The following is a 24,654-nucleotide window of genomic DNA, read 5'->3' on the forward strand; positions in this document are numbered from 1 at the left end:
CGCCGCCCGGTATGCATCATCCCGGCATGCTCCAGTCCGGCATCCTGAACCCACAGGTCCTTCATCTCCTCGCCCGCATCCGCCACACGAATACCCTAGTCATCGCCGACTGGGCCTTTCCCTACTGGCCCGGGATCGAGACCGTGGACATCTCGCTGACCGCCGGCATCCCCACCGTCCTGCAGGTGCTGGACCTGATCACGCCGAACTTCAAGATCGGCCGGATCTGGCAGGCGGAGGAATTCCTCACCGTGAACCCGCAGGAGAAGGTCAACGAATTCGCCAAGTCTTTCGGCAAGATCCCGCTCACCCGCGAGCCGCATCTCCAATTCAAGACCCGCGTGCCCCACGCCATCGGCCTGATCCGCACCGGCGACCCTACCCCTTACGGGAATATCATCCTCGAGTCCGAGTGAGTTAGAAAAGGCCAAGGCAACCACGAATGAACACGGATCAACACGAATGAAGACCCGCTTCCAGCAGTCTTCCCTGCCTTTCATCCGTGTAAATCCGTGCCATCCGTGGTTCCTCCTGCCTTTGAATTGAGTTGAGATGCCGATGAAAACCGCCGTTACCCTCTGCCGCGTGCCCGAGATGGCCGCCGGCCCCTTCGTCTTCCACGATGAGCTCGACGTCGTCTTCGCCAAGGCCGCGGCCTGCGGCTACGATGCCGTCGAGCTCTTCTTCGGCGGGCCGGATGAAGTGCCGGCCGAAACCATCCGCTCGCTGTGTGAGAAGTTCGGCCTCAGCGTCGCCGCCATCGGCAGCGGCGCGGGCATGGTCAAGCACGGCCTTTCGCTCACCGATTGCTCACAGGACAAGCGCCGCGAGGCGCAGGACTTCATCCTGCGCATGATCGACTTCGGCGGCCAGCTCGGCGCGCCCGTCATCCTCGGCTCCATGCAGGGCAAGTGGGGAGGGGAAGTCTCCCGCGAGCGCGCGCTGGAACTCCTGTCCGGCGCCTTCACCACCATCGACAAGGCCGCGGCCGATGCCGGTGTGCCCTTCATCTACGAGCCCCTGAACCGCTACGAGACGAACCTCTTCAACCGCCTGCTCCCCGCCGCCGAATTCCTCTGTGGCCATGGCTTCGCGCATATCGTCCTGCTCGCCGACCTCTTCCACATGAACATCGAGGAAGCGGACATCGCGCAGGCCATCCGCGATGCCGGCTCCAAGATCGGCCACGTCCACTGGGCCGACTCGAACCGCCTGGCGATGGGCAGCGGCCACACCGATTCAGCAGCAATCGCCGCGGCACTACGGGACATCTCGTACCAAGGCTACATCTCCGCCGAGATCTTCACTAACGGCGACCCCGAAGCAGCCGCCCGCCAGACCCTCGCGTCCATCCGCAAGGTAGGCTTGTAGCTTTATGAGCACGGCCCGACTTCAGTGGTATGTAGTCCCGCCTTTAGGCGGACGAAGCACGGGAAGAGCGCGCCCACCCGAGGGCCCCCGGGAGAATGCGGCACTTCCGGGGCCATTCAGCCGGGGGTGAGTCTCGCTCCTCTCTTCTTTCCTCCATCTTCTCTCTTATCTCATGCAGGCCATCCAATTCACCCGCCCCGAAGAGATCAACCTCATCGATCTCCCTGAGCCCTCTCTACCCGGTCCCGGCGAAGCCCTCGTCCGCACCCACCGCATGGGCATCTGCGGAACCGATCTCTCCGGCTACCTCGGCAAGATGCCCTTCTTCTCCTACCCGCGCATCCCCGGCCACGAGCTTGGCCTCGAGGTCCTCGCGGTTGGCGATGGCGTCTCTAACATCCGCCCCGGCGACAAGGCCTCGCTCGAACCCTACGTCAACGATCCCGCCAGTCCCACCAGCCTCAAGGGCTCGTCGAACTGCTGCCCCGGCGTGCAGGTGTTAGGCGTTCATACCGATGGCGGCCTGCGCGATTCCTGGATCGTGCCTGCCCGCAAGCTCCATCCCGGCAATCACCTTTCCTACGACCAGCTCGCCCTGGTCGAGACCCTCGCGATCGGCTACCACGCCGTGCAACGCGGCAATCCCCAGCCGGGCGAGACCGTGCTGGTCATCGGTGCTGGCCCCATCGGCCTCGCCTGCCTGGAATTCCTCAAGCTGATGGATGTCCGCGTGGTCATCATGGACATGGTCCAGGGCCGCCTCGACTTCGTGCGCGAGAAGCTCGGCCTCTCGAACGGCATCCTCGTCCGCGGCGATGGCAGCGGCTCGGAGCTGGCCGAACTCGAAGCCCTCACCGGCGGCCAACTGGCAGACGTCATCATCGATGCCACCGGCTCCGCGGCCTCCATGTCCACCTGCTTTCAATACGCCGCCTTCACCGGCCGCGTCGTCTATGTGGGCATCACCACCCAGGAACTGAAGTTCCCGCACGCCCCCGTCTTCCACCGTCGTGAACTCACCCTCCTCGCCTCCCGCAATGCCCTGCCCAAGGACTTCGGCGAGATCATCAAGCTCATCGGCGAAGGCAAGATCGACACCGACGCCTGGATCACCCATCGCCTGCCCTTCGCCGAAGTCCCCACCGGCTTCGCCAAGTTCACCGACCCCAAGCTCGGCGCCATCAAGGTGATCATCGACCTCTAACAGGACACCCTGTGGAGTGCGGTGGCACGACACCGCTTTGGCTGGGTGTGAAGCCGCTTCACTCCAACCCGTGGCCGTTGACCATCGCATGAACTTCCAATGCCCCCAAAGGGCAAACGCAAATAGCCCGGCCTCCAATGCCCCAAAAGGGCAAACGTCGAAAGCCCGGCCTCCAATGCCCCAAAGGGGCAAACGTCGAAAGCCCGGCCTCCAATGCCCCAAAGGGGCAAACGTCGATAGCCCAGGGTAAGCAAGCGAAGCGCAGCGCAACCCTGGGTCAGCGCGGCCGAACTGGAATGCCCCCTGAAGGGGGGCACGTGGGCCACGCATGCGGACACGCGGTGTATTGCCGCACTACGTGTGCCCCTTCAGGGCACGTTCTCCTTCGGTCAGGAACCCAGGGTTGCGCTCCGCTTACCCTGGGCTATCAACCTGCGCCCCTTTGGGGCTGGAGAGTCGCTCTCACCACACGCCCCTTCGGGGGTTGAGAGACACCTCACCTCACCACCGGCAGCTCCCCAGGCCACGCCACTTCCTTCACCTTCAGCGGCCGGCGCTTGCCGCCATCCGCCTGGGGATTCCGCAGGATGATCGTCGGCTGGCTGCCACCGCCGAGCAGGAAGTCCGTGTCGCGATCACCGTCGATGTCCAGGCCAGCGGCAAACCACTGTCCTGTTAGATCGATGAAGTGGTTGGTGAAGTCATACGCCTCGGAGAGCAGCGGGCCGCTGCGGGTCGGCTTGAGATAGCCCGAGGGGCTGAGCCATTCGCCGATGCCCTTCTTCAAGTTCACCGCCTTCAGGTCACCATCAAAATCCCCGAAGGCGACACCCGGCGCGACCTTCCCGGGCTGCAAGGCATGCGTGACCCACGCGCTCATATCACGCGCCGCGCGGCGGCCGGGATTGCTCAGCCAGCGCTCGGTGATGATGGGATTGCCCAGCCCATCGCTGCTGCCGGACTCGCGGACCCACAGATCCAGGCGCTTGTCGGCATTCAGGTCTGCCAGCACCGCGGTGCCAGCCACCGTCGGATTCCCCAGGAAGTCATAGCGGGCGATTTGGATTGGCAGTTCCGCGGTTTCCTCGATGCCGCCGCGGCCGTCGTTGAAGGCGACCAGCATCGTCTTCGGCGGCTCGCTGCCCACGCCCGCACCATAGACCAGCGAGATGATGTCCGGCGCGCGGTCACCATCCAGATCACCCACGATCGTGCCACCGATGGTGGCCGGATTGCCGAGGAAATCCTCCATGCTTCCCAGGCCGACCAAGGTCCGCTGGCCCGGCGGGAAGCTGCCCTTCACATTCTCGAACCACTGGCCCCAGGCGATCAGGTCGAGATCGCCATCACGATCCCAGTCGATGAAATCGTTGCTGCTGCCCGGGCCCACCCCGCTGTCGAAGGCCAGGCCGGGAGTATAGACCAGGCCTCCAGCCGGGATCACCGGCGGGATGAAAGAGCCATCCTTGCGCCCGCGCACCACCACCAGCGCGCTCTTGGGATTGGCCGGATCCGCGGGCAGGGGAGTGTAGCGGCAGACCAGATCGGGATACTTGTCCTTGTCGATCGGGACCGCGCCCAGGATCCGCAGCGTGGTGCCGGGGATCTGCAGCCCATTGATCACCACACCCTCATCCGGGCCGGCGGCACCGCGATTGAAGTGAATGCGGTAGTCGCCGCTGGCATACGGCCCGCTGACCAGGTCCGGGCAGTGGTCCTGATTGAAGTCCGCGCTGAAGACCTGATACGCCGCGCCCGGGCCTTCCCACACCGTCTGCCCCGCCAGGAAGCCGGACGGCGAACCCCAGGCGATCGAGATAGTACGAGATCCACCGTAGAAGGAGCCGGCAGCGGAGCTGGAATACACCAGGTCCTGCTGGCCGTCGCCATCCACATCGCCCAGATGAAGGAAGACCGTGGAGCCATCGGCGGCTCCTGGCAAGGGCTGGCGGGAGAGCGGCTCGGCGGAATCGAAAGCGATGCTGACCAGCTCATAGCCGCTCTGGTCCTCCGTGGGCACGATCGCATGCAGCAGCGCCGATTGCCCCGCACGCGCGACCACCTTGTGGTAGGTCGGATACTGCAAGTCGACCAGCGCCGCGGGCGTCTCCTGCGGGCTGAAATTCCAGCCGCCGAGGTTCTTCTGCCAGCTGAAATCCGAACTCAGGATATCGGTCCGGCCATCGCCATCCAGATCCAGCCACTGGGTCTTGGCATAGACATCCTGCAGGATCCGCGGCGTGCCGCTATAGGTCTGGTGCGTCAGCCGCTCGTAGAATCGCACCTTGTCATCGCGGGTCTCCACACAGAGGTCGTAATCACCGTCGCCATCGATGTCGTGGGACTCCACATGATTGATCTCCGCCGTATCGAAGTAGGAAGCATTGATCACGAATGCTTCCAGGAAGCGCTGGCCCACGGTGCCGCCATTGCGCTTGTAGATCGACATCGTGGCGGTGCCAGCACCCTCGGCGTCGAAGGCCTGGAAGAGATAAGTCTGCCCGGTGCCTTCGAGATCGACCCGCTGCCACGGCGAGTTCGCGAAGCCCCTGAGCTCAAGCGGCACGACCGGAGCGGCGTTACCATCGTCCAGCAAGTCAGGGGTGAGGGCGAGCGGCAGGTAGAGGCTTTGCTGCGGCGAGTAGCGGCGGCTCACGAAGATCTCCGGCTTCGAATCGCCGGTGAGATTCACCACCGCCGCGGAATCCTCCAGGGTTTGTCCGGCATCGGTGGGAGCGAGATGAACAAGCCGCAGCCTGCCGAATTGGCGGCCGCCTTGATTCTCGATCCAGTAGGCGTGCGGATCCCCCGGCACGGCCGTGCTGTTATTCGGCAGGTGGACCAGGTCCAGATTTCCATCGCCATCCAGATCGGCCACCGTGAAATAGGTGGCATGCGTGGAGAAGTCACTTGAGGGGCTGATGAAATCGATCCGCGGTGGCGTGGTGTAGTCCGTGTCACCACCGGCTGCCCAAGTGGACGCGGGGAATGTCAGGACGAGGAAGGATAGAGGAAGGGCCCGGGGGTAGAGGAGCGGCATGCGTGAGCGAGTTATCTTGTTCTGGCGGTGAGCTTGGGAGGGGAGGGGACTGCGTCAATGCTTTCCGGGCCGTGGAAGGGCGCAGATCTCCCGATTCATCCGGACTTCTTTGCCTTTTCATCCGGAATTCAAAGTTCAGCCTGAAGCGGTTGGGCGAGCTGGCGCGCCTTTCGCGGGAGATGCTACTTGCCGTTTCCTCTTCTCCTCCTGCTGCTCACCTTCCTGCTTTGGCTCGCCGCCCTGGCATGGCGCGCCCGGCGCCTGAGCAAGCTCGAACGAGCTGAGGCCCCAATTCCCCAAAAGGGCAAAACTGTGGAGTGCGGTGGCACGACACTGCTTTGGCTTGGTGTGAAGCCGCTTCACTCCAACCCGTGACCGTTGACCATCGCATGAACTTCCCAATGCCCCAAAAGGTCAAACGCGATAGCCCGGCCTTCAATGCCCCAAAGGGGCAAAACTGTGGAGTGCGGTGGCACGACACCGCTTTGGCTTGGTGTGAAGCCGCTTCACTCCAACCCGTGGCCGTTGACCATCGCATGAACTTCCCAATGCCCAAAAGGGCAAACGCGATGGCCCGGCCTTCAATGCCCCAAAGGGGCAAACGTGAATAGCCCAGGGTGAGCAAGCGAAGCGCAGCGCAACCCTGGGTTACAGGCACCCGATGACCATGCCCCCTGAAGGGGGGCACGTAGGTCGCGCATGCGGACGCGCGGAGTTTACTCCAACCACCTGCACCCCTTTTGATGCCGAAGAACCACCTCACCTCACCACCGGCAGGCTCCCCAGCCACTCCACTGCCTTTGCCTTCACGGGCTTGCGTTTGCCGGCTTCCGCGGAGGGATTGTAGAGGACGACCTCCGGGAAGCCTCCACCGCCGAAAATGAAATCCGTGTCCCGATCCCCATCGATGTCCACGCCGCCATCAAAGCCGGCCTTGGTCAGGTTGAGGAACCCATTCGTGAAATCATAGGGCCCGGAGAAGATTGGTCCAGGTTTGGTGGACTGCAGGTAGCCCCAGGGGCTGAGCCACTCACCGCTGTTCTTCTTCAGGTTCACCGCCTTGCGGTCGCCATCGAAGTCGCCGAAAGCCACGCCGGGCGTTACCTTGTCGCCGCCGGCGGGCAGCTTTGAGGCTACCCAAGTGTTCATCGCTCGCGCCGTGCGGCGGCCGGGATTGCGCAGCCAGCGGTCCTTGGTGACGGGATTGCCAAGGCTGTCCGCGCCAGTGACCTCGCGCACCCATAGGTCCAGGCGTTTGTCGGCGTTCAGGTCCGCGAGAACAGCAGTGCCCGTCATCGTCGGATTGCCCAGAAAATCATAGTTGGCCAATTGGATCGGCAGCTCGATGGTTTCCTCGATGCCGCCGCGGCCATCGTTGAAGGCGACCAGCATGTGATCCGGCGCTTGATTCCCCGTGCCCGTGCCATGCACCAGCGAGATGATGTCGAGTGCGCGATCCCCATCAATATCGCCGGTGATGGTGCCCCCGATGGTGGCGGGGTTGCCTAGGAAATCCGGGATCGTACCCAGCTCCACCAGCAGGCGGTGGCCCGCGGGGAAGCTGCCATTCACATTCTCATGCCACTGGCCCCAGGAGACGAGGTCGAGGTCTCCATCGCGGTCCCAATCGACGAAGTTCTCGTTTTGCATGCCGCCACCGTCCAGCATCTGGCCCGGCGTGAAGACCAGGCCGCCAGCCGGGACGACCGGGGCGATGAAGGAGCCGTCCTTCCGGCCGCGCACGACCACGATGGCTTGCTCCGGGCCATCCTCGTCCACGGGCAGGCGCGTGTAGCTGCACACCAGATCGGGATACTTGTCCTTGTCGATGCGCGCGGAGCCGAGGATGCGGAGCTCGGTGCCGGGGATTTCCAGTCCATTGATCAGCTCGCCGTCTTCCAAGGGACTGTTGCTCACGCCGGCATTGTAGCGAATGCGGTAGCTGCCCAGCGCGTCCGGCCCGCTGACGAGATCCGGGAGCATGTCCCCATTGAAGTCCGCGGCGAAGGTGCGGCTGTAGGGCGAGGGCCCGACATATACCTGCTGCGGCGCGGAGAAGCCGGAGGCAGAACCCCAAGCGGTCACGATGATACGGGAACCGTAGTAGGAAGGATACCCCGCGGAATAGGCATACACCAGGTCCACGTGGCCGTCCCCATCCAGATCGCCATAGTGAAGGGTCGTCGGGAAGCGATTCGGGTCACCCGGCGCGGTCTCGCGGATGAGCGGCGTGGCGGAGTCGAAGGGGACCACGATTCGCTCGTAGGCGGTCTGGTCTTCATTCAGGACGATGGCATGCACCAGGGCCGATTGCCCCGCGCGCGGCACCACTTTCTCAAAAGAGGCGTAGGCCAGCAGCTCATGCGCGGGTGAGGGCTCGTGCAGGGTGAAGTTCCAGTTGCCGAGGTTCTCGTGCCAACTGTAGTCGGGCTGCAGGATGTCGCGGCGGCCGTCGCCATTCACATCGATCCAGGTGGAGTGGGAATCCACACCCGGGAAGAGCCGCGGCTCGAACTGGGAGCTGCCGAGGTATTCGCGCTCGAAGATCCGCATTACGTCGTCGCTGCAAGCCACGCAGAGATCGCCGTCACCGTCGCCATCCACATCGCTGGCATCGAAATCAACCACGTCCTGGGGATCGAAATACCGGGAGGTGACCTCCCATGCCTGCTGGAAGGGATCGCCGACGGATCCCCCATTGCGCTTGTAGGCTCTCACCGTGGTTTGATCTGCCCCGGCGGCACCGTTGATCGAGACGATATAGGGATTCCCCGTGCCATCGAAATCGACCAGATCCCAAGGGATGGACGAGGCACCGGCGACGCGCGTGGGCACGATGGGTGCAGGGGCATCCTCAGTTAGGCCGGGCGAAAGCGCGAACGGCGTGTAGGAGCTGATGGACGGGAGCATGCGGCGGCTTACGAAGATCTCCGGCTTGGAGTCGCCGATCATATCCCACACCACCGCTCCCTCCAGGGTCTGTCCGGAATCGGTGGGCCCGAGATGAATGAGCCGCAGCGGCCCGAACTGGCGATTGCCAAGGTTCTCGATCCAGTAGGCATGCGGATCGCCCTCCTGATCGCTGCCGCCTTGAGGCTGGTGGACCAGGTCCTGGTCACCATCATCATCGAGATCGGCCGCGGTGAATTGGCTGGAAGCAGTCGAGAAGGTCCGCGAAGGGCTGAGCAGATCGATCCGCGGCGGGGTCGTGACGTCGGTATCCGCGGCCGGGGCCAGCCTCGCGTAGGTAAAACTCAGGGCAAAGAGGGATAGGGGAAACGCGCGAGGGTGGGGGAACGGCATCGGGGAGCGTGTTATGTATCTGGAAGAGAGCTGAGGGGAGCGCTGGAGCTCGTCAACGCTATACGGGGCGGGGGAGGTCGGTTAACCGGGCGTTTCTTTGACTTTTCATCCGGTCTTCACAGTTCAGAGTCCGGCCTGAGAATTTCCCCATGAGAATCATCCTCGCCGGCGTCAGCGGCAGCGGCAAAACCACCATCGGCACCTTGCTGGCCGAAGCGCTCCACTGCCCCTTCGCCGATGCCGATGGCTTCCACCCGCCGGAGAATATCGCGAAGATGAGCGCTGGCATCCCGCTCACCGATGAAGACCGCGCCGCCTGGCTCGATGCCCTCGGTGACTATCTCGTCACGCACGATCCGATCATCCTCGCCTGCTCCGCGCTGAAGAAGAAATACCGCGATCAGCTCCGCGCCTTCACCGCCCCCGAGCCCATCCGCTTCATCGTCCTCACCGCCGCGCCCTCCGTCCTCCGTGAGCGCCTCGACGAACGCGCCGCAGAAGGCGAACACTTCATGCCCGCCAGCCTGCTAGACTCGCAACTCGCGACGCTCGAACTCGGCGACGACGTCGAGATCATCGATAACACCGCCACCCCGGAAGACGTGGTGACGCGGATCTTCACCTAGCAGCCTGTTGAAAAACTCGCCATCCGGTTTAGGCGCAGTAGTGTCGGCGATTTTTCTCAGATCGGAGCATGAGGTGCGGGGAGCCGCCTCACCTGGCGGACGGCGACCGGATCGAAGCCGATCCATGTCAATAGCAGGCGCATGGCGCATGCACGGCGGCATATGCCGCCGCCAGCCACTGCTTCGGCGTGCCATGTCCCGTGAGGCGACGCATCAGCAGCGACAGGTTGTAAGCCAGCACCTCGCCGAGCTTGCGGTCAGGTTCTCGCGGCCGCGCAACGTCGCCCGCCTCAAGCTCCCATGGTCGAGCACATGGCAAAAGCTCCGTTCGAGAGCCGCTCTGCGCCTTTCTCTGCAGCTTGTTGGACGAAGTTCTCACGGCGGGCGGACTTTTATCCGCAGGCGGAGGCGCTATCCATGGAGTGACGGCGGATTATCGCAGAAACCGGGCGCTATAGGCCCGAAAGGGATATCAGTAAGGGTCAATCCGCTGCGTCGGAATTTCTTAAGCGAAAGCGGAATTCAGGGGTATCGCAACATGCTGCACAATATCCATTTTGAATATCCAGGAGTTCCTCGGAGCGGTTGGTGTCAATCAAATTGATCCAGTGGGGCGCATTGCGCCGTGCTTCAAGGTAAGTCTCCCGATCTGTAATGACATGCCGCGGATTAAAGTCCGTAAGGAAATCGACATAATTCTCCCTTAGCCATTGGAGATCCCAAGGGTATCCCTCGAACTGAGCCGTGAAATTTGAAAGTGGAGTGAAACCGATGCCTCTTTGGGCCATAGCATCTTCCAGTCTCCTGCCAACCAGCTTTCCCTTACCCTCCTCCAAGGTGGCATAGCTATACCGTGCCAGTCCCGGACAAATAGGAAGTTTTGTGGTGGTGCGGCAGCTCGGGAAGCAAAGGATCGAGACGGCAGCGAGGATCGAGTGGATCTTCATTGACTTTCAGGGTTCGCCCTTAAATGGCTCCTTCAAAGCGTTTGCGTTTGGCCCGGGTTCGCTGATTGGGAGTTGCTCCTCAAACAAGTTGAAGCCGGAGTGCTTCTTGACGACATATCCCGCGAAGCGGATGGTTTCGTCGCCGTCTTGGAACGATAGTTGGGTGTCGGCCTGATCGACCTGGTGCTCTTTGGTGTCGTTTTCGTAGCTTCCTTTAGCACCGAAACCTACTCCGAAGACACTGAATCCTCCCCCGGCAGCCGCCGAAAAGTGCCGTTTGTAGTCATATTCCCATTTCTGACTGTTCTTGAAGCTCGCCGAAAAGCCGCGGATAAGAATCAAGCCAGTTGGATAATACAAAAGTGAACCCTTGGGCCCCAAAAACTGCATGAATTCGCGTTTGTTTTCCAATACTCGTTTGTTGTTGAACAGGTTAGGCTGGAACCACGCAGGATATACTATGGAGACTTTGAATGCGGCCTTCGCTCCTAGCTTGAGTTCCGTCATTGTTCGGAAGTCTTCGGCAATATGAATCTGTTCCTCGGCGCTGCAGTTTGCGGAAACTACAAAGTAGCTAGCGCTGACCGACGTTCCCCAATCTGAGTCCATCTGATTGCTCTTGGAAGTAGTCCGATTGAAGAACACATCGAATCCACCGGCGGGAGTTGTTTTGATCGTGTCAATCGCCATGTTCCAAGTGGTAGTTCGGCGGTCATCAAATAGACCGGTGGAGCCGGCAGGGAGGCGGGCTAAATAATCCAAGGTGAACTTGTCACCGTCGGTGTAAAGAAAGTCCGGGAACATGGGCCAGCGCAAACGCATTTGTTCCATGCGATACGCTCTGTCGGCCTTCACGATCTCTTCGTCTGCTGGATCCGCGTACTTTCTTGCCAAGAGCTTATCGATCTCGAAATTCGCGTCATTTATCTGATTGACCTCTCGGCTGATTTCTTGCTGATAACCGTTGTTGACAGACCATTGAAGGTAGTAGACTTGGTCGCCCGGTTTCACGCTGTAGGCTTCACAATGCTCAAGCCATTCCTTTCTCTCAAGCTTTTGATAATCCTTCATGCGAGTTCTGCATTCTTGAATGATGAGGGTGAAATGAGCCACTTGCGCTTGTTCCTGGTGGTCCAATTCTCGGACGATTGCTAATCTTCTCAATCTGTCCATAAAGGTGCCGTAAACCTCGTTAAGTTTAGTGGATGACATAACGATGGTTCCCGAGACGGGTTCGGGCTCCACCGACAAGTCACTTCGATTGAGGAGGCCGTACATCGAGTAGTACTTGTACCTCGCGGATAGGTCGACAGGGTCCGCGACGAGCTTGAGCTGGACGAATTCATCGGCGTTCAAGCTGCCAACTTTCAATTTTAGGAGATCGTAATAGTTGCTGAGCGTGAACTGTAGGGCTCCGCTAATTGGAATTGGCCTTACTTGAGAGCTTGCGTGAAATCTGGCTTCGGTAGGTTTTTGTTCCAAAGGGGACGCCTCTGGCGCTCCGATCAGAGTAGTAGTCGCAACGGCGAAGGAAAGTAAGTTGGCTATCGACTTCATGTTATAGGGGGCGGTTCCATCGAGAGGAATATAGGATGCTTCCGAGTTACGCAAGGAGTTTTGTGCGATTAAGATTAAGCGGGGTGGTGTAGTTAACTATTTAGTGTCGTGGAAGTTTGTGTGATATGCATTAATGCGGTCGATATTGCCTATTAAGGTCGCTAAGCTAACGCTTGCTCGCGCATGATCGTGGCTTGGCACATCCGGCGCTCCGCTGCGGTTTCCCGGTTTCAAATCCCCGCCACTCCAACCTGATCCGTAAAGCATGATCATTCCAAGCTTTCCAGCAGCTCGCCACCGCTTAGTTTAGCCCGTCAGTGGCCGACCTTTGGGGGTAGCGCATTCGTCATGTTCGGGACGCAATGTTCGAGAATAGGAGCAAGAACCCATGATCTTCTATTGGAACTATTTATTGCTGCGTCGGGGACGTGAGAAAGCGATGAAGCTGACGGCGGCAGATCTTGTCCGCGAGTGTCTCAGCTCGCTTCGTGAGAACGCGGTGAGGTATTGGGGCCTTTTATCAGGCGCACCCCGTTGGACTCAAGGGACAGGAATCCCGCACGCCGCTACCGGGTCATGTTGCGTGCGCAATAGGGATTGCAATCGGAGCTAACAGCCTCTCGAAATACCCGGAAGGCAGCCGCCAAGGATGGCATTCACGGCTGACTCGGGCGAAGACGCAGATCCAAAACCGCGAGGAATCAAACTTTCGGAAATCAGGAACCTCGTTCGCAGCGTCCAAATATGCCGTGGATGTGGGTCATCCCGGTATTTCAACAGGCTGCTAGGATTCACCCAAGCGGCATCGACAACTTTGGATCGAGCCGCTTATCTCCGCCCTATGACCCGCAGGTCTGCTCCTCTCCTGCCATGAAACTCCTCGCCCCCGGGCTCAGCATTGTGGTCGGTCTCACCGCCGGTGCCCTGGTGAGTCGTGCGCTGCATCCGCCTGCCACCCTCACGGCCACACTCGCACCAGCGAAAGTCGCGGAGCGCCCGCAGATCGCCGCGCCCGCCTTGCTTCCTAGCAGCGATACGGTCGAAACTCTCAAGGACCCCGATCTCCCGGATCGCCCCGCGCGTCTCGCCATCTGGCTGCCGCACGCCACCTTGCCGGAGATCGAGGCCCTCTGGGAGCAGCTCCTCGCGAATCAGCCAATTCCGCAGCCCTTGGCCACCCTTGTCATCGCGCGCTGGGTGGTGCTCGACCCGCAAGGCGCCATGGCCGGGAACCTCAAGCTCGGCGGCACTCTTGGCGCATGGGAGGCTTGGGCCGCCGTGGACCCGCGCGCCGCGGAAGCCGCCGCCCGTGCCAGCAATGAAAGGGGCGCGCTCTACATGGTCCTCCAGGGCATCGCCGGCCGCGATCCCGATTATGTCGCAAAGCTGATCGAGCAGGATCTCGGCCTCGCCCAACTCGGGTCCAATGTGGTCGATGGCTTCATCGCCCAGCGCCGCTTCGACAAGGCCTTGGACTTCACCTTGCGCCTTGGCAGTTCGACCAACTCCCGCGCCAAGGACAAGCTTCTCCGCGAGTGGAGCAAGGATGACCCCGAGCAGTTGCTGCTATGGGGCGCGCGCAGCCCGCGGCTCCTCACCAGCGTCGGCGAGGAACTCACCAGCGCGATCGCCCGCGAGCAGATCGACAAGATGCCCGGCATCCTCGCCAAGATGCCCACCGGCGAGGTCAAGGGACGGCTGCGCCAGGCCTACGCCACCGCCCTTGCCGAGAAGGATCCCGCCGCTGCCATCCGCTTCGCGGAGAGCGAGGAAGCACCGCTGGCCGCCGCGGCCCTGTTAGGGAATCTGGGGCGCAAGTTCACCACCACCCAGCCCGCCATGGCCGTGGAGGTCCTGGGCAAGATTCTGGAGAGCGGCCGTGCGCTCGATGAGTATCCCGTGGCCGTGTTCTTCCTGGAGGGTCAGCGCGAGGGCTGGCACAGCACGGATACACCTTTCCCCGGCTTTGCGGAAGACCTCATCAAGAACATGCCGGAGCTGGCCATGGATGCCGTCATGGCCTCCGATGACAAGCCTGCCTATCAGGCCGCCGCCCGCCAACTGGCCAATGACTGGATGGAGAAAGACGAGTGGGACTTCGGCGTCTGGCTCAAGCGCCAGCCTGCCGGTGCCCTGCGGGATGATCTCGCGCTCAAGTATTCCAGCCAGCTCGCGAATGGCGACAAGCCCGCGTATGATCAGGCGCTCAGCTGGACCGGCAGCGTCGCGGATGCCAAGCAGCGCGACAGCCAGATCGATCAGCTTTTGCTGCAGTGGCAGGGCAGGGACCCCGCCGCCCTCCGCAGCTACCTTTCCGCCTCCGGCACCCCGGAGATCATCCGCAGCCGCGCCAAGCAAATGGACGAACGATGAAGCGCCCGCTCCAGATCCTGCTCTGCTTCGTGCCTGCCTTCGCCGTCGGGTGGATGCTGGTGTCTTCCGCAAGTACGAAGGATTCCGTACCAGTGAAGACACCCGTGCCCTCGGCGCCGAATCCCACGGATGAGGCGATGGCCCCGCTGCGTGCCACGAAGGACCGCTGGACTGCCATCCATGCCGCCATCCAGCTCGCCCGCGGCATCCCGCCCCGTGAGCGCCAGGCATGGCTCGATGGCACGCGCTTCCGCCACGCCGATCCGCTGGTGGTCCAGATGTTCACCGTGGAGCTGGAGGAGCTGCTCTTCCAGGAAGACCCCTATGCCCTCGTCACCGCGCAGATCGCTGGCGACAAGCGCGGCTCCGCTTCCAGGAACTTGGCCCGTCTTGCCAAGCTCGATCCCGAAAAGCTGATCGCCTTCGGCAAGACCGCCGCGAATCCCGATCATGGCCGCCGCATGATCTTCGCGGCCATGGAGGAACTCGTCGGCCGCGATCCCGCCACCGTCTTGAAATTGGCGCTGGAATTCCCGCCGCCCGCCGATGGCCAGGCGCTGTCGAAGGACATGGTCCGCCTCCTCGCCAAGGGCGCGGTCAACGATCCGGAGAAGCTCCTCGACCTGGCGGATGCCCGCGGGGATCGCTGGCGCGCCCTGCTGCGTGCCGCCGCCGCGCAGGCGGTCGTGGCCAAGGACTTCACCAGTGGCGTGAAATGGCTGGCTGCACAGCCGGATGGCGGTGCCCTCTACCAGGCCATCTTCGGGATCGGCGGCGTGTCGATGGAAGAGAGCAAGGTCAATGCCCGCAAGATCGCGGAAAACCTCAGCTTGTTCACCCCGGACTTCGTCGCCTCCCTGCAGCGCTCGTCCTTTGCGAACTCTTGGCCGATGACCTATGACATGATCGGCTCGGAGGAGCTGTGGCTCTCCGCCGACCTCGGGCGTCTCGGCTTCAGCTCGCAGGAACAAGGCAAGCTCCGCTTCGAGGCAATCGAGGCGATCTCCCGCCGTGATGCGGCTGCGGCCATCAAGTATCTCACGGATCCGGCGATGGGGATCACAGCGGAGCTGCGCCGCGCCCTCCTGCTGGGCATGCGCTCCACCCAACTGAGCATGGGCAAGGAGATCCCGCCCGAGATGCTTGCCATCCTCACCGAGGCCGAGCTGACGGCACTCAAGAGCCAGGAGGCCAAGTTCCAACAGAACCAAGCCACGCCCAAGAAGCCCCTCAGCATCCCCGAGCAGTTCGCCGAGGTCTTCAATGAACCCAACTCCGACTCGATGCTGATGCGCTCGGAGAATTGGGGCCCCGATCAAATCCAGGAAGCGCTCACCTTTGTCCGCAATGCCAAGCCCGAGGTGCTGGCGGATATGGTCAAGCGCATGCAACACACCGGCGCGCCGCTGCTCGATCTCTCCGCGGAGATCTATCGCCTCGCCTTGGTGAACAACCTCGCCACCAAGAAGGTCCGCGAGGAACTCATCGAGACTGCCATCCACTGGGGTTCCCGCGAGCCCGACAAGGCCTCCGCCTGGGTCCTCACCCTCCCCGCCGGTCCCGAGCGCCTCTGCTCGATCCAAAACATCGCCGCCCAATGGAGCTCCGGTGATCCCAACGGCGCCGCCAAGTGGATCGCCACCCTCAAGGATCCCGCCGAAGCCGCCGCCGCCAAGGAAGCCATCCGCCTCTACAACGAGAAGACCAAGCAGCAGAAGCGGGAGGGGGAGTAGGGGAGCTATCCCGCGTGCTACCCGATAACCGCGGCGCAGCCGCCTTGGACTGCGTGCAGCCCGCTGCCGCTTTCGGCCGGCAACCCTGTTGCCGTGAAGCACCGGGAGACTTCGGCTTCACAAGTGATCCTCCCCGAGCCCACCCCAGCGGCGCCTATTACCTGAAGCCCTCTTCCTGGGAGCGCGGAGGCACCCGCCCCGCAGAACGGTCCCCGGCAGCTGTCCACTTCTCGCGCCCTCCACCAAAAGCGCCGCCGCTCCTCTGCCTGCTCCCCGGCGAAGCCCTTGGACTGCGTGCAGCCTGCTGCCGCTTTCTGCAGGCAACCCTGTTGCCGTGAAGCACCGGGCGATCTCCACCTCACCGGAGATCCTCCCCAAGCCCACCCCGGCGGCACCTATCACCAGAAGGCCTCTTCACCGGGTGCGCGGAGCCTCCGCCTCGCAGCATGGTCCCTTACAGCTGTCCACTTCTCGCGCCCTCCACCAAAATCGCCGCCGCTCCTCTGCCTGCTCCCCGGCGAAGCCCTTGGACTGCGTGCAGCCTGCTGCCGCTTTCGGCAGGCAACCCTGTTGCCGTGAAGCACCGGGCGATCTCCACCTCACCGGAGATCCTCCCCAAGCCCACCCCGGCGGCGTCTATTACCTGAAGCCCTCTTCCTGGGAGCGCGGAGGCACCCGCCCCGCAGAACGGTCCCCGGCAGCTTTCTGCTTCTCGCGCTCTCCATCAGAAACGCCGTCACGATTCTGCCATCCTATCCTCGCAGCCGAACGCAGCTTCATCCTTCACGTCGCTACAAAGCCTCCTCCGCAACCTACGAGACCTCCAGTAGATCAGCCCCACCCAAACCCCCACCACCCCCAGCAACACACACCAATACGGGACAAACAGCAGCCACTCGCCAGGGTAGATATCCTCCGGCGCCGCATAGTAGTAGCGGATCACCGCATCCGGCCTGCGGCCGTCCAGCATCCCGGTGTAGGCGAGCTGCCGCCTGGTCTCCAGATCCAGATAGCCGCCGAAATCCGGCTGGCCGAAGCGCAGGCTGTCCAGCTCGCCGAATCTCGGGTCCATACGGCCAATGATGACCTCATTGCGCCTGACCAGCGCTGGGAGCAGGGCGGGCCTCGCGGGATGAAAGATCGAAATACCGCAACTCTTGCTGGTGATGGAAAGCGGGCCCCCTCCCACCGTGCTCCAGTTCCGCGCCGAATCCTGCCAAGCCCACAACGTGAAAACGACGGCCAGCACCCCACCCCAGAAGGTCAGCGAACGGATCAGCGAAGGGCGGGGGAGCGTGGTCATGCGGATGCCACGGACTCTCGCACACCCCGATTGATGATTGGAAGATTGGTGATTGGTGATTTGCTTCCCCCCACATGACCATCCTCATCACCGGTGCCAACGGCGGCCTCGGCCTCGGCATCGCCCGCTACTTCCTGGAAAAAGAGCCGGAGGCCAGACTCTGGCTCGGCGTCCGCGCGAACCGCTCGAATGCTGAATCTCTCGTAGGGGAATTCCCCGACCGCGCCCGCCTCGTCGACCTCGACGTGACCTCCCGGGAAAGCTGGGACGCCGCCGTGGCCACCATCACCACCGCCGATGGCCGCCTGGACGTGCTGGTCAACAACGCCGGGATGCACCGCGATGGCCTGCTCGCCACCATGGAGGATGAGGCCTGGTCCTCGGTGATCTCCGCGAACTTGGATTCCGTCTTCCTCGGCTGCCGCGCGGTCATTAGGCCTATGATGACCAATCGCTTCGGACGAATCATCAATATCGCCTCGCTCAGCGCCATCCTCCCGCCACTGGGCCAGACGAACTACGCCGCCGCCAAGGCCGGGGTCGTCGCCCTGACCCAGACCCTCGCCAAGGAGGTCGCCCGCGCCGGAATCACCGTAAATGCGATCCTCCCGGGCTACATCCAGACCGAGGCCCTGGCCCACATGGACGAGGAAGCGGCCAAGAAGGCCAAGGCCGGCATCCCGATGCGCCGTTTCGGCACCCCGGCGGAGGTGGCGGCTGCGGTGCGGTTTCTCGCTTGCCACGATGCCGCTTACGTCACAGGGTCCGCCCTGAAGATCGACGGCGGAATCTTCTAACAAGTTCACAATCATGGCACAAGGCGAGGAACTGCGGCGCAAAATCAAAGAGGTGATGGTCGACGAGCTGATGCTCGATTTCGATGCGGCAGAGATTGCCGATCAGACCGCCATCTTCGGCGCCGGTGGCCTCGGCCTCGATTCCGTGGATGCGCTCCAGCTCGTCGTCGCCATCGAGAAGCACTTCGGCCTGAAAATCGCCGATGCCGAGAAGGCCAAGGGCGTGCTCCAGAGCGTCGAGACGATTGCCCAGGCGATCGAGACGAAGGGCTGATTCATCGGTGGATGAAAAAGTGGCTGCTCTTCCTGCTCAAGCTGGGCCTGACCATCGGCTGCCTCTACTGGGTGCTGAACCAGGATGAGCTGCGGCAGAAGATCAATCAGTCCACCTCCCTCTGGCCCGCGCACCCGCAATGGGAGTGGGTCGCCATCGGCATTCTCTTCGGCGGGGGCACGATCTTCATCTCGGCGCTGCGCTGGTGGATCCTGCTGCGCGCGCAGGATGTGCAGGTCAGCCTGCGCCGCATCGTCGAGCTCACCCTGATCGGGAATCTCTTCAACTTCGCCACCGTCGTCGGCGGGGATGCGGCGAAGATCTTCCTGCTGATCCGCGACCACAAGGACAAGAAGCTCACGATCACCATGTCCGTCATGGTCGATCACCTCGCCGGCCTGGTCTCCATGGCGGTTACCTTCCTGGTGCTCACCGCCGGCCGCTTCAAGATGCTGGAGGAGCACACCGCGCTGGAGCACAAAGCGTTGACCTTCGCGTGGTTCTACTTCGTCGGCGGCCTCGTCTTCGTTGGCCTGCTCTTCCTGATGGCCAGCCCCTGGGTCCACGGCCGGATCCACAAGCCGGGCAAGAAGATGCGCTTCGAAATCCTGCGCCGCGTCCCGGAGATCTACGATATCTACCGTAAGAAGTGGCCGCAGGGACTGGTCGCGCTGGCCGTCAGCTTCCTGATGCTCCCGGTCTACTACGCCACCTTCTGGTGCGGCGTGAGGTTCGGCGGAGAAGCGGCCAGCTTCATGCAGGTCTTCACCGTCATGCCGGTGGTGGATGCGATCAGCGGCATGCCCTTCTCCATCCAGGGCATCGGCGTGCGGGAACTCTTCTTCGCGGAGCTCATGCGCGGCCTCTACGGCACCGCCACGGAGGTCTCCGTCCTCGGCTCCCTGATCGGCTTCGCCTGCAGTCTTGTCTGGGCCGCCGTCGGTGGCATACTCTTCCTGCGTCCTTCCGACCGCACCACGGTGAAGGAAATCGAGGACGTCACCCACGCCGATGAGCCGTCTATCAACTGAGACCGGACAAGATCCGGGACTGGCCGTCTGCCTGTCCTCATCCTTCTTCGGCTACTACGCCCACCTCGGCCTGCTGGCGGGCATGGAGGAACTGGGATTGCGCCCCGGGCGCATCTCCGGGGCCTCCGCCGGTGCCATGGCCGGTGGCCTCTGGGCCGCGGGCCTCCGCGGCGAACCCCTGGAGAAGCTCATCTACGACTTCCACTTTCTGCGCTCATTCTTTGATCTCGGCGCCTTTTACCGCTGGCCCTTCATCCTCACCGGCTGCGCAGGCACCGGCCTGCTCTCCGGCGTCCGCCTGCGCCGCTACCTCTCGCTCCGCATCGGCAGCGAACGCCGCATCGAGGACCTGAGCCCGCGTCTCGAAATCGCCGTCGCCAATCTCACCACCCAGCGCGGCGAGATCCGCGCCAGCGGCCCGCTGATCGATTTCATCATCGCCAGCTGCTCCATGCCGGTGCTCTTCAAGCCCCAGCGCATCGATGGCGAGGAGTTCCTCGATGGCGGCGTCTCGAATGAAACGCCCTTCGACCATTGGCTGGAGGATCCCTCCATTCACACCATCGTCGTCCACCGCATCCGCCACAGCTCCCGCATGGGCGGCCCGCAGTGGAAGACCCCCAATGGCATCCTCGGCGAATGCCACACCATCGCCGCGAATGAACTCTGCCGCCGCCGCCGCGTGCAGGCGCAGGAGATGGGCAAGAAGGTGATCTACCTCGAGACCCACCACGATCACCCCGGCCTGCTCCACGGGAAGAAATCCCGCGGCTTCTTCCAGGCCGGCATGGACACCGCCTTCGCCCAGTGGCGCACGCAGAAGCAGCCTCAGGCGGCCGCCGAGCGCTAGACGCCCTGAACCCAGGCCCGCTTGGGAGGGCGAAGGCTCCTGCCTCGCTTGGATGGTCGGGCGAACTTACCTTCGAGGCGCGCCATCAAGGGCACGTAGTCCCGTCCTTTAGGCGGACGAACGGTCCCTGACTGCCCGCTTCACCAAGTGCCCTCGGGTGGATGCTGAATCCAGAAGCCGTTCACGCGGCCCAAAGTCACCCGTGCGACCGCATCTCCCAGAGTTCTCTGGTGTGGATCAGCCACAAGAACTGCTTCGTCCGCCTAAAGGACGGGACTACGTACCCTTGATGGCGGCACCGGAGAAAAGCTCCGAGCTACATTACCCCGCCTCCGCATCCATCACCCGCTTCATCCGCAAGCGCGTCCGCCACTTCCACACCGCTCTCGCCAGCGCGGTGATCGCCACTAGCACCAAAGCCAAGCCATACCACACCGTCGGCGGAATCGGCATGCTTGCGCGGAAGCTCGTGACCAGCGGCTTCTTCATCGCTTCCCCCAGCGTTGCCTCCCATTTCAGCGTCTTGCCGTCATCCTCCGTCGTCATCGCGTTGGACTCCTTCGCCGGCTTCGGGAGGTGCAGGATGTAGATCAGTTTGCGCTTCTCGCGATCATCCTTGCTCACTCCGAACGATGCCAGGCCCAGCGCCTCCCTCACCTTGACCGTCCGCGCGAAGTCGACATCCAGCCCGATCAGGCGCACATCGAAATTTCCCGCCAGGTCCATCGCGGCCCCCGGTAATTCCCGCCCGCCCGCATTCTTCTTCAGGTCGAGCAGCGCCAGCAGCGAGTCCGTGGAAATCCGCGCCGCCACCCGCACCCCCGACTCCGTCTCCTTCACCTCCAGCGCATCCAGCCGTAGCTTCGGCTGCGTCGCCATCATGTCGCGGATCTTCTTCTCCAGGCCTTCCGTCCCGCCTGCCACAAGTAGCGCCGAGGCCGGGATCACATAGGTCAGCTCCGCCTTCCCCGAGCCATCGCTGTGGACCCACAGCTCCTCCTTGATGTCGAAGCAGCCCGCCAGCAGCAGGCAGGCAAGCAGGCCGGAGAAAACACGAAGGAAAAGGCGGAGCATTCAGGAAAGAGGGGCAGAAGGATTTCAACCGCGAAGAGACGCGGATGGACGCGAATTTAGAAGAAGAGAATGGGACAACCAGAGCACACAGATCGGGGTCTTCATGCTTTTATTTGCGTCCATTCGCGGTTGAAAAGTCCAAGCATCGATACCCCCGCCACGCGGAGGGAAGCCAAGGCAAGTGCACCCCAGCCCACTCTAAATCCGTGTCCATCTGTGTTCATCCGTGGTTCAAGACCCTTCCCATCCAAGCGTCTCCGCCGGATGGAATTTCCTGCCTATTTTCCATGTTGGCCGGGGCTTGCACATGAGAAAGCCGGATACCAGCATCTAACCGCGATGCAGCGCCTTGTAGAGCCCGAAATCATCGACCAACTCCCACCCGATCATCCGGATGTGGTCCGCAGCCGCAGGGACCTGAAGATGATCAACTTCCTCATGGGCAACGAACGCTGGATTGCCCGCAAGATCCGCGCCTTTCCCGCTGCCCTTGGCCGCGGCGTCATCGAGATTGGTGCAGGGGAGGGGACCTTGCTCGCGAGCCTTGCCCGCAAGCATCCCGGGATTTCCCTGCGCGGCTGCGACCTCGCCCCGCGCCCCGCCGGCCTCCCCGCCGCCATCGCCTGGGACCAGCGCGATGTCTTCGAGGTCCTCTCCGAAGTGAGCGGCGGCGGAGTCCTTGCAGGGAATCTCTTCCTCCACCATTTCGAGGATCACGAGCTGCCGCGCTTCACCCCGCTGCTGCAGAAGTTCGAGGTTCTCGCCTTCAATGAGCCCTTCCGCACCCAGCAGACCATCCGGGACGCCACCATGATGCTTCCCTTGGTCGGCCGCGCCACCAAGCACGACATGCTGGTCAGCATCCGCGCCGGCTTCACCCACGGCGAATTGCCACGCCTGCTAGGCCTCGATCCCGCACAATGGCGGATCAGCGAGGAAACCACATGGCGCGGCGGCATCCGCATGCTAGCTTCCCGGACTTGAAAGACACGGTGACCATCGCGGGCGGCGGATTGGCGGGGCTGTCCCTGGCCAGTGGCCTGCGCCTGCGTGGCGTGCCCGTCACCGTGCATGAAGCCGGCAGCTACCCGCGCCACCGGGTCTGCGGCGAATTCATCTCCGGCGTCTCAGCGGACAGCCTCGATGCCCTCGGTATCCGCGACGTCTTCCACGATGCCCGCTTGCTGGAGTCCGTCGCTTGGTTCTCCCGGGGCCGCAAGATCCACAGCGACAGCCTGCCCGAGCCTGCCTATGGCATCTCCCGCTATCGACTCGATGAACGCCTGCGCGATCTCGCCCTCGAGCACGGAGCCGTCGTCCACGAGAAATCCCGCCTGCCGCGTGAGCCGGTCCCCGGCCAAGTCTGGGCCACCGGCCGGCGCCCGGATCCGCTCTTCCCAAAGTTCCGGGTCTGGATGGGCCTGAAGTGCCACTTCCAAGGACTGCCCTTGGAGGCCGATCTCGAAATGCACCTCGGCCGCGATGGCTACATCGGCCTCGCCCGCATCGAGGACGGCCGCGTGAATGTCTGCGGCCTCTTCCTCAAGGGTCATGGCGGACGCCTGAGCAAGATCGAGCTGCTCCTCGACTACATCTCTCGTACTGGCAATGAGGCCTTGGTGAAACGCCTGCGCGCGGCCGAGCCGGACCTAGGCTCCTTCCTCGGCGTCGCCGACTTCAAGCTCGGCGAGCGCAGCGCCTCCGATGATGACCTCGGCCTCTGCGAAATCGGCGATGCCGACCGCATGATCCCGCCCTTCACCGGCAATGGCATGTCCATGGCCTTCCAAGGCGCAGAACTCGCGCTCGATCCCCTCGAACGCTGGAGCAGCGGCCGCATCTCCTGGGACGAATGCCGCAGCGCTCTCCGCTCCGCGCTCGATGGCAAGTTCCACCGCCGCATGCAGACCGCCTCGCTCATCCACCCCTTGCTGCTCCGCTCCGCCTACCGCCGCCTCATCGAGTCCCTCGGTATCAGCGGCCTCCTGCCCTTCCGTCCGCTCCTTTCCCTCGTCCGCTGATCGACGCTTACCTCCTTCCGCTTACCGCCTGCCGATGTTCCTCGAAGCGCTCCATACCGCCGTCCCGCCGCACCGCTACACCCAGCAGCAGTGCCTGGCCGCATTGCGGGAAACGCCTGCCTACGCCGCGCTCAAGCCGCGCTCGCAGGGGCTGATGGAGAAGATCCTCGGCAATGGCGTCTCCGGCATCGCCACTCGCAGCTTCTGCCTGCCGGAGATCGGCCCCGGCGTCGCACGCGATGCCCAGGAGCTGAATGAAACCTTCGAGCGTGAAGCCCCGCGCCTCGCCATCGCCGCCCTGCAGCCTGCGCTGGAAAAGGCTGGCATCGCCGCCGTGGATCTCGATGCCCTCTTCATCTGCACCTGCACCGGCTACCTCTGCCCCGGCGTGACCAGCCATGTCGCGGAGCTGCTGGAGCTACGGGACACGGCGTACTTGCAGGACCTCGTTGGCCTCGGCTGCGGTGCCGCCATCCCCATGTTGCGCTCCGCAGAGGGCTTCCTCGCTGCTCACCCGGGCGCAAAGGTCGCCACCGTCGCCGTGGAAGTCTGCTCCGCCGCCTTCTTCGCCGATGACGATCCGGGCGTGCTCATCTCCCTCTGCCTCTTCGGCGATGGCGCCGCCGCCGCCGTCTGGTCCGATGCCGCTGAGCCTAACAAATGGCAGGTCGGCCGCTTCACCACCGTCCACAAGCCGCAGCAGCGCGAGAAGATCCGTTTCGTCAATGCCGGCGGCAAGCTCCGCAACCAGCTCGACAAGGCCGTCCCCGGCCTCGCCGCCGAAGCCGTCGCCGAGCTCTACGCCCAGCGCAGCGCCGACCCCGACCGCATCCTCAGCCACTCCGGCGGCCGCGACGTCATCGATGCCCTCGAAGCCGTCCTCCCGCAGACCCTCGACGACACCCGCGAAGTCCTGCGCCACCACGGCAACATGAGCAGCCCCTCCGTCCTCTTCGCCCTCGACCGCGCCCTCGCCACCGCCAATGGCGACCGCCACTGGTGGCTCACCGCCTTCGGCGCCGGCTTCGCCGCGCATGCTTGTGAGATGTGGAAGTAGCGCAACTTTGAAAGTTGCGGATGGGGGAGTGCACCCGGAAACCGAAAGTTCGCAGCACGGGGATCATTCACCCCTCCACAACTCGCAAGGTTG

At 63.0% G+C, this 24,654-nt stretch carries 19 protein-coding genes; 13 read left to right on the top strand and 6 right to left on the bottom strand.

Features of this window, described 5'->3' with window-relative positions; genetic code table 11:
* The first annotated feature begins 26 nt into the window (after positions 1 to 26).
* The 3 genes from BV071_RS26480 (at position 27) to BV071_RS26490 (ending at position 2,575) form a co-directional block, all read left to right on the top strand.
* Positions 27 to 416 carry an RbsD/FucU family protein gene (locus BV071_RS26480; protein WP_035614197.1) on the top strand — a complete coding sequence of 130 codons (390 nt, stop codon included), beginning with the start codon at positions 27 to 29 and terminating at the stop codon, positions 414 to 416.
* A gap of 142 nt (positions 417 to 558) precedes the next feature.
* Positions 559 to 1,371, top strand: a complete 813-nt coding sequence (locus tag BV071_RS26485; protein ID WP_265594932.1) for a sugar phosphate isomerase/epimerase family protein — start codon at positions 559 to 561, stop codon at positions 1,369 to 1,371.
* A gap of 172 nt (positions 1,372 to 1,543) precedes the next feature.
* The gene (locus BV071_RS26490) at positions 1,544 to 2,575 is read left to right on the top strand and encodes a zinc-binding alcohol dehydrogenase family protein (RefSeq protein ID WP_035613817.1); all 1,032 of its coding nucleotides are present in this window, start codon (positions 1,544 to 1,546) and stop codon (positions 2,573 to 2,575) included.
* A gap of 496 nt (positions 2,576 to 3,071) precedes the next feature.
* Here BV071_RS26490 and BV071_RS26495 read toward each other — a convergent pair whose 3' ends face one another.
* Positions 3,072 to 5,615 (bottom strand): VCBS repeat-containing protein, encoded by a 2,544-nt coding sequence (locus BV071_RS26495; RefSeq protein ID WP_035613819.1) that lies wholly within the window; start codon positions 5,613 to 5,615, stop codon positions 3,072 to 3,074.
* 759 nt (positions 5,616 to 6,374) lie between these two features.
* Positions 6,375 to 8,918: a VCBS repeat-containing protein gene (locus BV071_RS26505; RefSeq protein ID WP_035613823.1), complete on the bottom strand. Its 2,544-nt coding sequence runs from the start codon at positions 8,916 to 8,918 to the stop codon at positions 6,375 to 6,377.
* Positions 8,919 to 9,067: 149 nt separating this feature from the next.
* Between BV071_RS26505 and BV071_RS26510 the strand changes: the two genes are divergently transcribed.
* Entirely contained in the window at positions 9,068 to 9,544 is a 477-nt protein-coding gene (locus BV071_RS26510; protein ID WP_035613826.1) for a gluconokinase, read from the top strand.
* 482 nt (positions 9,545 to 10,026) lie between these two features.
* Here BV071_RS26510 and BV071_RS26515 read toward each other — a convergent pair whose 3' ends face one another.
* Both BV071_RS26515 and BV071_RS26520 read right to left on the bottom strand, forming a co-directional pair.
* Positions 10,027 to 10,491: a hypothetical protein gene (locus tag BV071_RS26515; protein WP_035613828.1), complete on the bottom strand. Its 465-nt coding sequence runs from the start codon at positions 10,489 to 10,491 to the stop codon at positions 10,027 to 10,029.
* Positions 10,492 to 10,497: 6 nt separating this feature from the next.
* On the bottom strand, positions 10,498 to 12,048 hold the full coding sequence (locus tag BV071_RS26520; protein WP_035613831.1) for a hypothetical protein: 1,551 nt from the start codon (positions 12,046 to 12,048) through the stop codon (positions 10,498 to 10,500).
* 870 nt (positions 12,049 to 12,918) lie between these two features.
* Here BV071_RS26520 and BV071_RS26525 point away from each other — a divergent pair.
* Both BV071_RS26525 and BV071_RS26530 read left to right on the top strand, forming a co-directional pair.
* Complete coding sequence (locus BV071_RS26525; protein ID WP_035613834.1) at positions 12,919 to 14,421, top strand: hypothetical protein; 1,503 nt, start codon at positions 12,919 to 12,921, stop codon at positions 14,419 to 14,421.
* On the top strand, positions 14,418 to 16,154 hold the full coding sequence (locus BV071_RS26530; protein ID WP_035613836.1) for a hypothetical protein: 1,737 nt from the start codon (positions 14,418 to 14,420) through the stop codon (positions 16,152 to 16,154). The genes BV071_RS26525 and BV071_RS26530 overlap by 4 nt, the downstream gene beginning before the upstream one ends.
* A 736-nt stretch (positions 16,155 to 16,890) precedes the next feature.
* On the opposite strand, the gene BV071_RS26535 is transcribed toward BV071_RS26530, so the two are convergent.
* Positions 16,891 to 17,457 (bottom strand): hypothetical protein, encoded by a 567-nt coding sequence (locus tag BV071_RS26535; RefSeq protein WP_035613838.1) that lies wholly within the window; start codon positions 17,455 to 17,457, stop codon positions 16,891 to 16,893.
* A gap of 74 nt (positions 17,458 to 17,531) precedes the next feature.
* Here BV071_RS26535 and BV071_RS26540 point away from each other — a divergent pair, with 74 nt between their 5' ends.
* The 4 genes from BV071_RS26540 to BV071_RS26555 are packed head-to-tail and all read left to right on the top strand — an operon-like array spanning position 17,532 to position 20,409.
* On the top strand, positions 17,532 to 18,254 hold the full coding sequence (locus tag BV071_RS26540) for an SDR family NAD(P)-dependent oxidoreductase (RefSeq protein WP_035613840.1): 723 nt from the start codon (positions 17,532 to 17,534) through the stop codon (positions 18,252 to 18,254).
* Between the two features lie 13 nt (positions 18,255 to 18,267).
* A complete protein-coding gene (locus tag BV071_RS26545; protein ID WP_035613842.1) occupies positions 18,268 to 18,528 on the top strand; it encodes a phosphopantetheine-binding protein in 261 nt (86 codons plus the stop codon).
* An 11-nt stretch (positions 18,529 to 18,539) separates the two neighbouring features.
* Positions 18,540 to 19,559 carry a lysylphosphatidylglycerol synthase transmembrane domain-containing protein gene (locus BV071_RS26550; RefSeq protein WP_035613844.1) on the top strand — a complete coding sequence of 340 codons (1,020 nt, stop codon included), beginning with the start codon at positions 18,540 to 18,542 and terminating at the stop codon, positions 19,557 to 19,559.
* Complete coding sequence (locus BV071_RS26555; protein ID WP_035613846.1) at positions 19,540 to 20,409, top strand: patatin-like phospholipase family protein; 870 nt, start codon at positions 19,540 to 19,542, stop codon at positions 20,407 to 20,409. Before BV071_RS26550 ends, BV071_RS26555 begins: the two co-directional genes overlap by 20 nt.
* Before the next feature lie 321 nt (positions 20,410 to 20,730).
* On the opposite strand, the gene BV071_RS26560 is transcribed toward BV071_RS26555, so the two are convergent.
* The gene (locus tag BV071_RS26560) at positions 20,731 to 21,483 is read right to left on the bottom strand and encodes a hypothetical protein (protein WP_035613848.1); all 753 of its coding nucleotides are present in this window, start codon (positions 21,481 to 21,483) and stop codon (positions 20,731 to 20,733) included.
* 339 nt (positions 21,484 to 21,822) lie between these two features.
* Between BV071_RS26560 and BV071_RS26565 the strand changes: the two genes are divergently transcribed.
* The 3 genes from BV071_RS26565 to BV071_RS26575 are packed head-to-tail and all read left to right on the top strand — an operon-like array spanning position 21,823 to position 24,561.
* Positions 21,823 to 22,467 carry a hypothetical protein gene (locus BV071_RS26565; protein WP_035613850.1) on the top strand — a complete coding sequence of 215 codons (645 nt, stop codon included), beginning with the start codon at positions 21,823 to 21,825 and terminating at the stop codon, positions 22,465 to 22,467.
* On the top strand, positions 22,464 to 23,504 hold the full coding sequence (locus BV071_RS26570) for an FAD-dependent monooxygenase (protein WP_265594933.1): 1,041 nt from the start codon (positions 22,464 to 22,466) through the stop codon (positions 23,502 to 23,504). The genes BV071_RS26565 and BV071_RS26570 overlap by 4 nt, the downstream gene beginning before the upstream one ends.
* A gap of 34 nt (positions 23,505 to 23,538) precedes the next feature.
* On the top strand, positions 23,539 to 24,561 hold the full coding sequence (locus BV071_RS26575; RefSeq protein ID WP_035613855.1) for a 3-oxoacyl-[acyl-carrier-protein] synthase III C-terminal domain-containing protein: 1,023 nt from the start codon (positions 23,539 to 23,541) through the stop codon (positions 24,559 to 24,561).
* Positions 24,562 to 24,654 lie beyond the last annotated feature (93 nt).

It is taken from the genome of Haloferula sp. BvORR071 (assembly GCF_000739615.1).
Taxonomy (GTDB): Bacteria; Verrucomicrobiota; Verrucomicrobiia; order Verrucomicrobiales; family Akkermansiaceae; genus Haloferula.

Bases quoted from the DNA above. Each gene is read 5' to 3' on its own strand.
- BV071_RS26490 (WP_035613817.1), top strand. From the start codon at position 1,544: ATGCAGGCCATCCAATTCACCCGCCCCGAAGAGATCAACCTCATCGAT.
- BV071_RS26530 (WP_035613836.1), top strand. From the start codon at position 14,418: ATGAAGCGCCCGCTCCAGATCCTGCTCTGCTTCGTGCCTGCCTTCGCC.
- BV071_RS26535 (WP_035613838.1), bottom strand. From the start codon at position 17,457: ATGACCACGCTCCCCCGCCCTTCGCTGATCCGTTCGCTGACCTTCTGG.
- BV071_RS26540 (WP_035613840.1), top strand. From the start codon at position 17,532: ATGACCATCCTCATCACCGGTGCCAACGGCGGCCTCGGCCTCGGCATC.
- BV071_RS26525 (WP_035613834.1), top strand. From the start codon at position 12,919: ATGAAACTCCTCGCCCCCGGGCTCAGCATTGTGGTCGGTCTCACCGCC.
- BV071_RS26480 (WP_035614197.1), top strand. From the start codon at position 27: ATGCTCCAGTCCGGCATCCTGAACCCACAGGTCCTTCATCTCCTCGCC.
- BV071_RS26555 (WP_035613846.1), top strand. From the start codon at position 19,540: ATGAGCCGTCTATCAACTGAGACCGGACAAGATCCGGGACTGGCCGTC.
- BV071_RS26565 (WP_035613850.1), top strand. From the start codon at position 21,823: ATGCAGCGCCTTGTAGAGCCCGAAATCATCGACCAACTCCCACCCGAT.
- BV071_RS26505 (WP_035613823.1), bottom strand. From the start codon at position 8,918: ATGCCGTTCCCCCACCCTCGCGCGTTTCCCCTATCCCTCTTTGCCCTG.
- BV071_RS26495 (WP_035613819.1), bottom strand. From the start codon at position 5,615: ATGCCGCTCCTCTACCCCCGGGCCCTTCCTCTATCCTTCCTCGTCCTG.
- BV071_RS26545 (WP_035613842.1), top strand. From the start codon at position 18,268: ATGGCACAAGGCGAGGAACTGCGGCGCAAAATCAAAGAGGTGATGGTC.
- BV071_RS26550 (WP_035613844.1), top strand. From the start codon at position 18,540: ATGAAAAAGTGGCTGCTCTTCCTGCTCAAGCTGGGCCTGACCATCGGC.
- BV071_RS26560 (WP_035613848.1), bottom strand. From the start codon at position 21,483: ATGCTCCGCCTTTTCCTTCGTGTTTTCTCCGGCCTGCTTGCCTGCCTG.
- BV071_RS26510 (WP_035613826.1), top strand. From the start codon at position 9,068: ATGAGAATCATCCTCGCCGGCGTCAGCGGCAGCGGCAAAACCACCATC.
- BV071_RS26515 (WP_035613828.1), bottom strand. From the start codon at position 10,491: ATGAAGATCCACTCGATCCTCGCTGCCGTCTCGATCCTTTGCTTCCCG.
- BV071_RS26485 (WP_265594932.1), top strand. From the start codon at position 559: ATGAAAACCGCCGTTACCCTCTGCCGCGTGCCCGAGATGGCCGCCGGC.
- BV071_RS26575 (WP_035613855.1), top strand. From the start codon at position 23,539: ATGTTCCTCGAAGCGCTCCATACCGCCGTCCCGCCGCACCGCTACACC.
- BV071_RS26520 (WP_035613831.1), bottom strand. From the start codon at position 12,048: ATGAAGTCGATAGCCAACTTACTTTCCTTCGCCGTTGCGACTACTACT.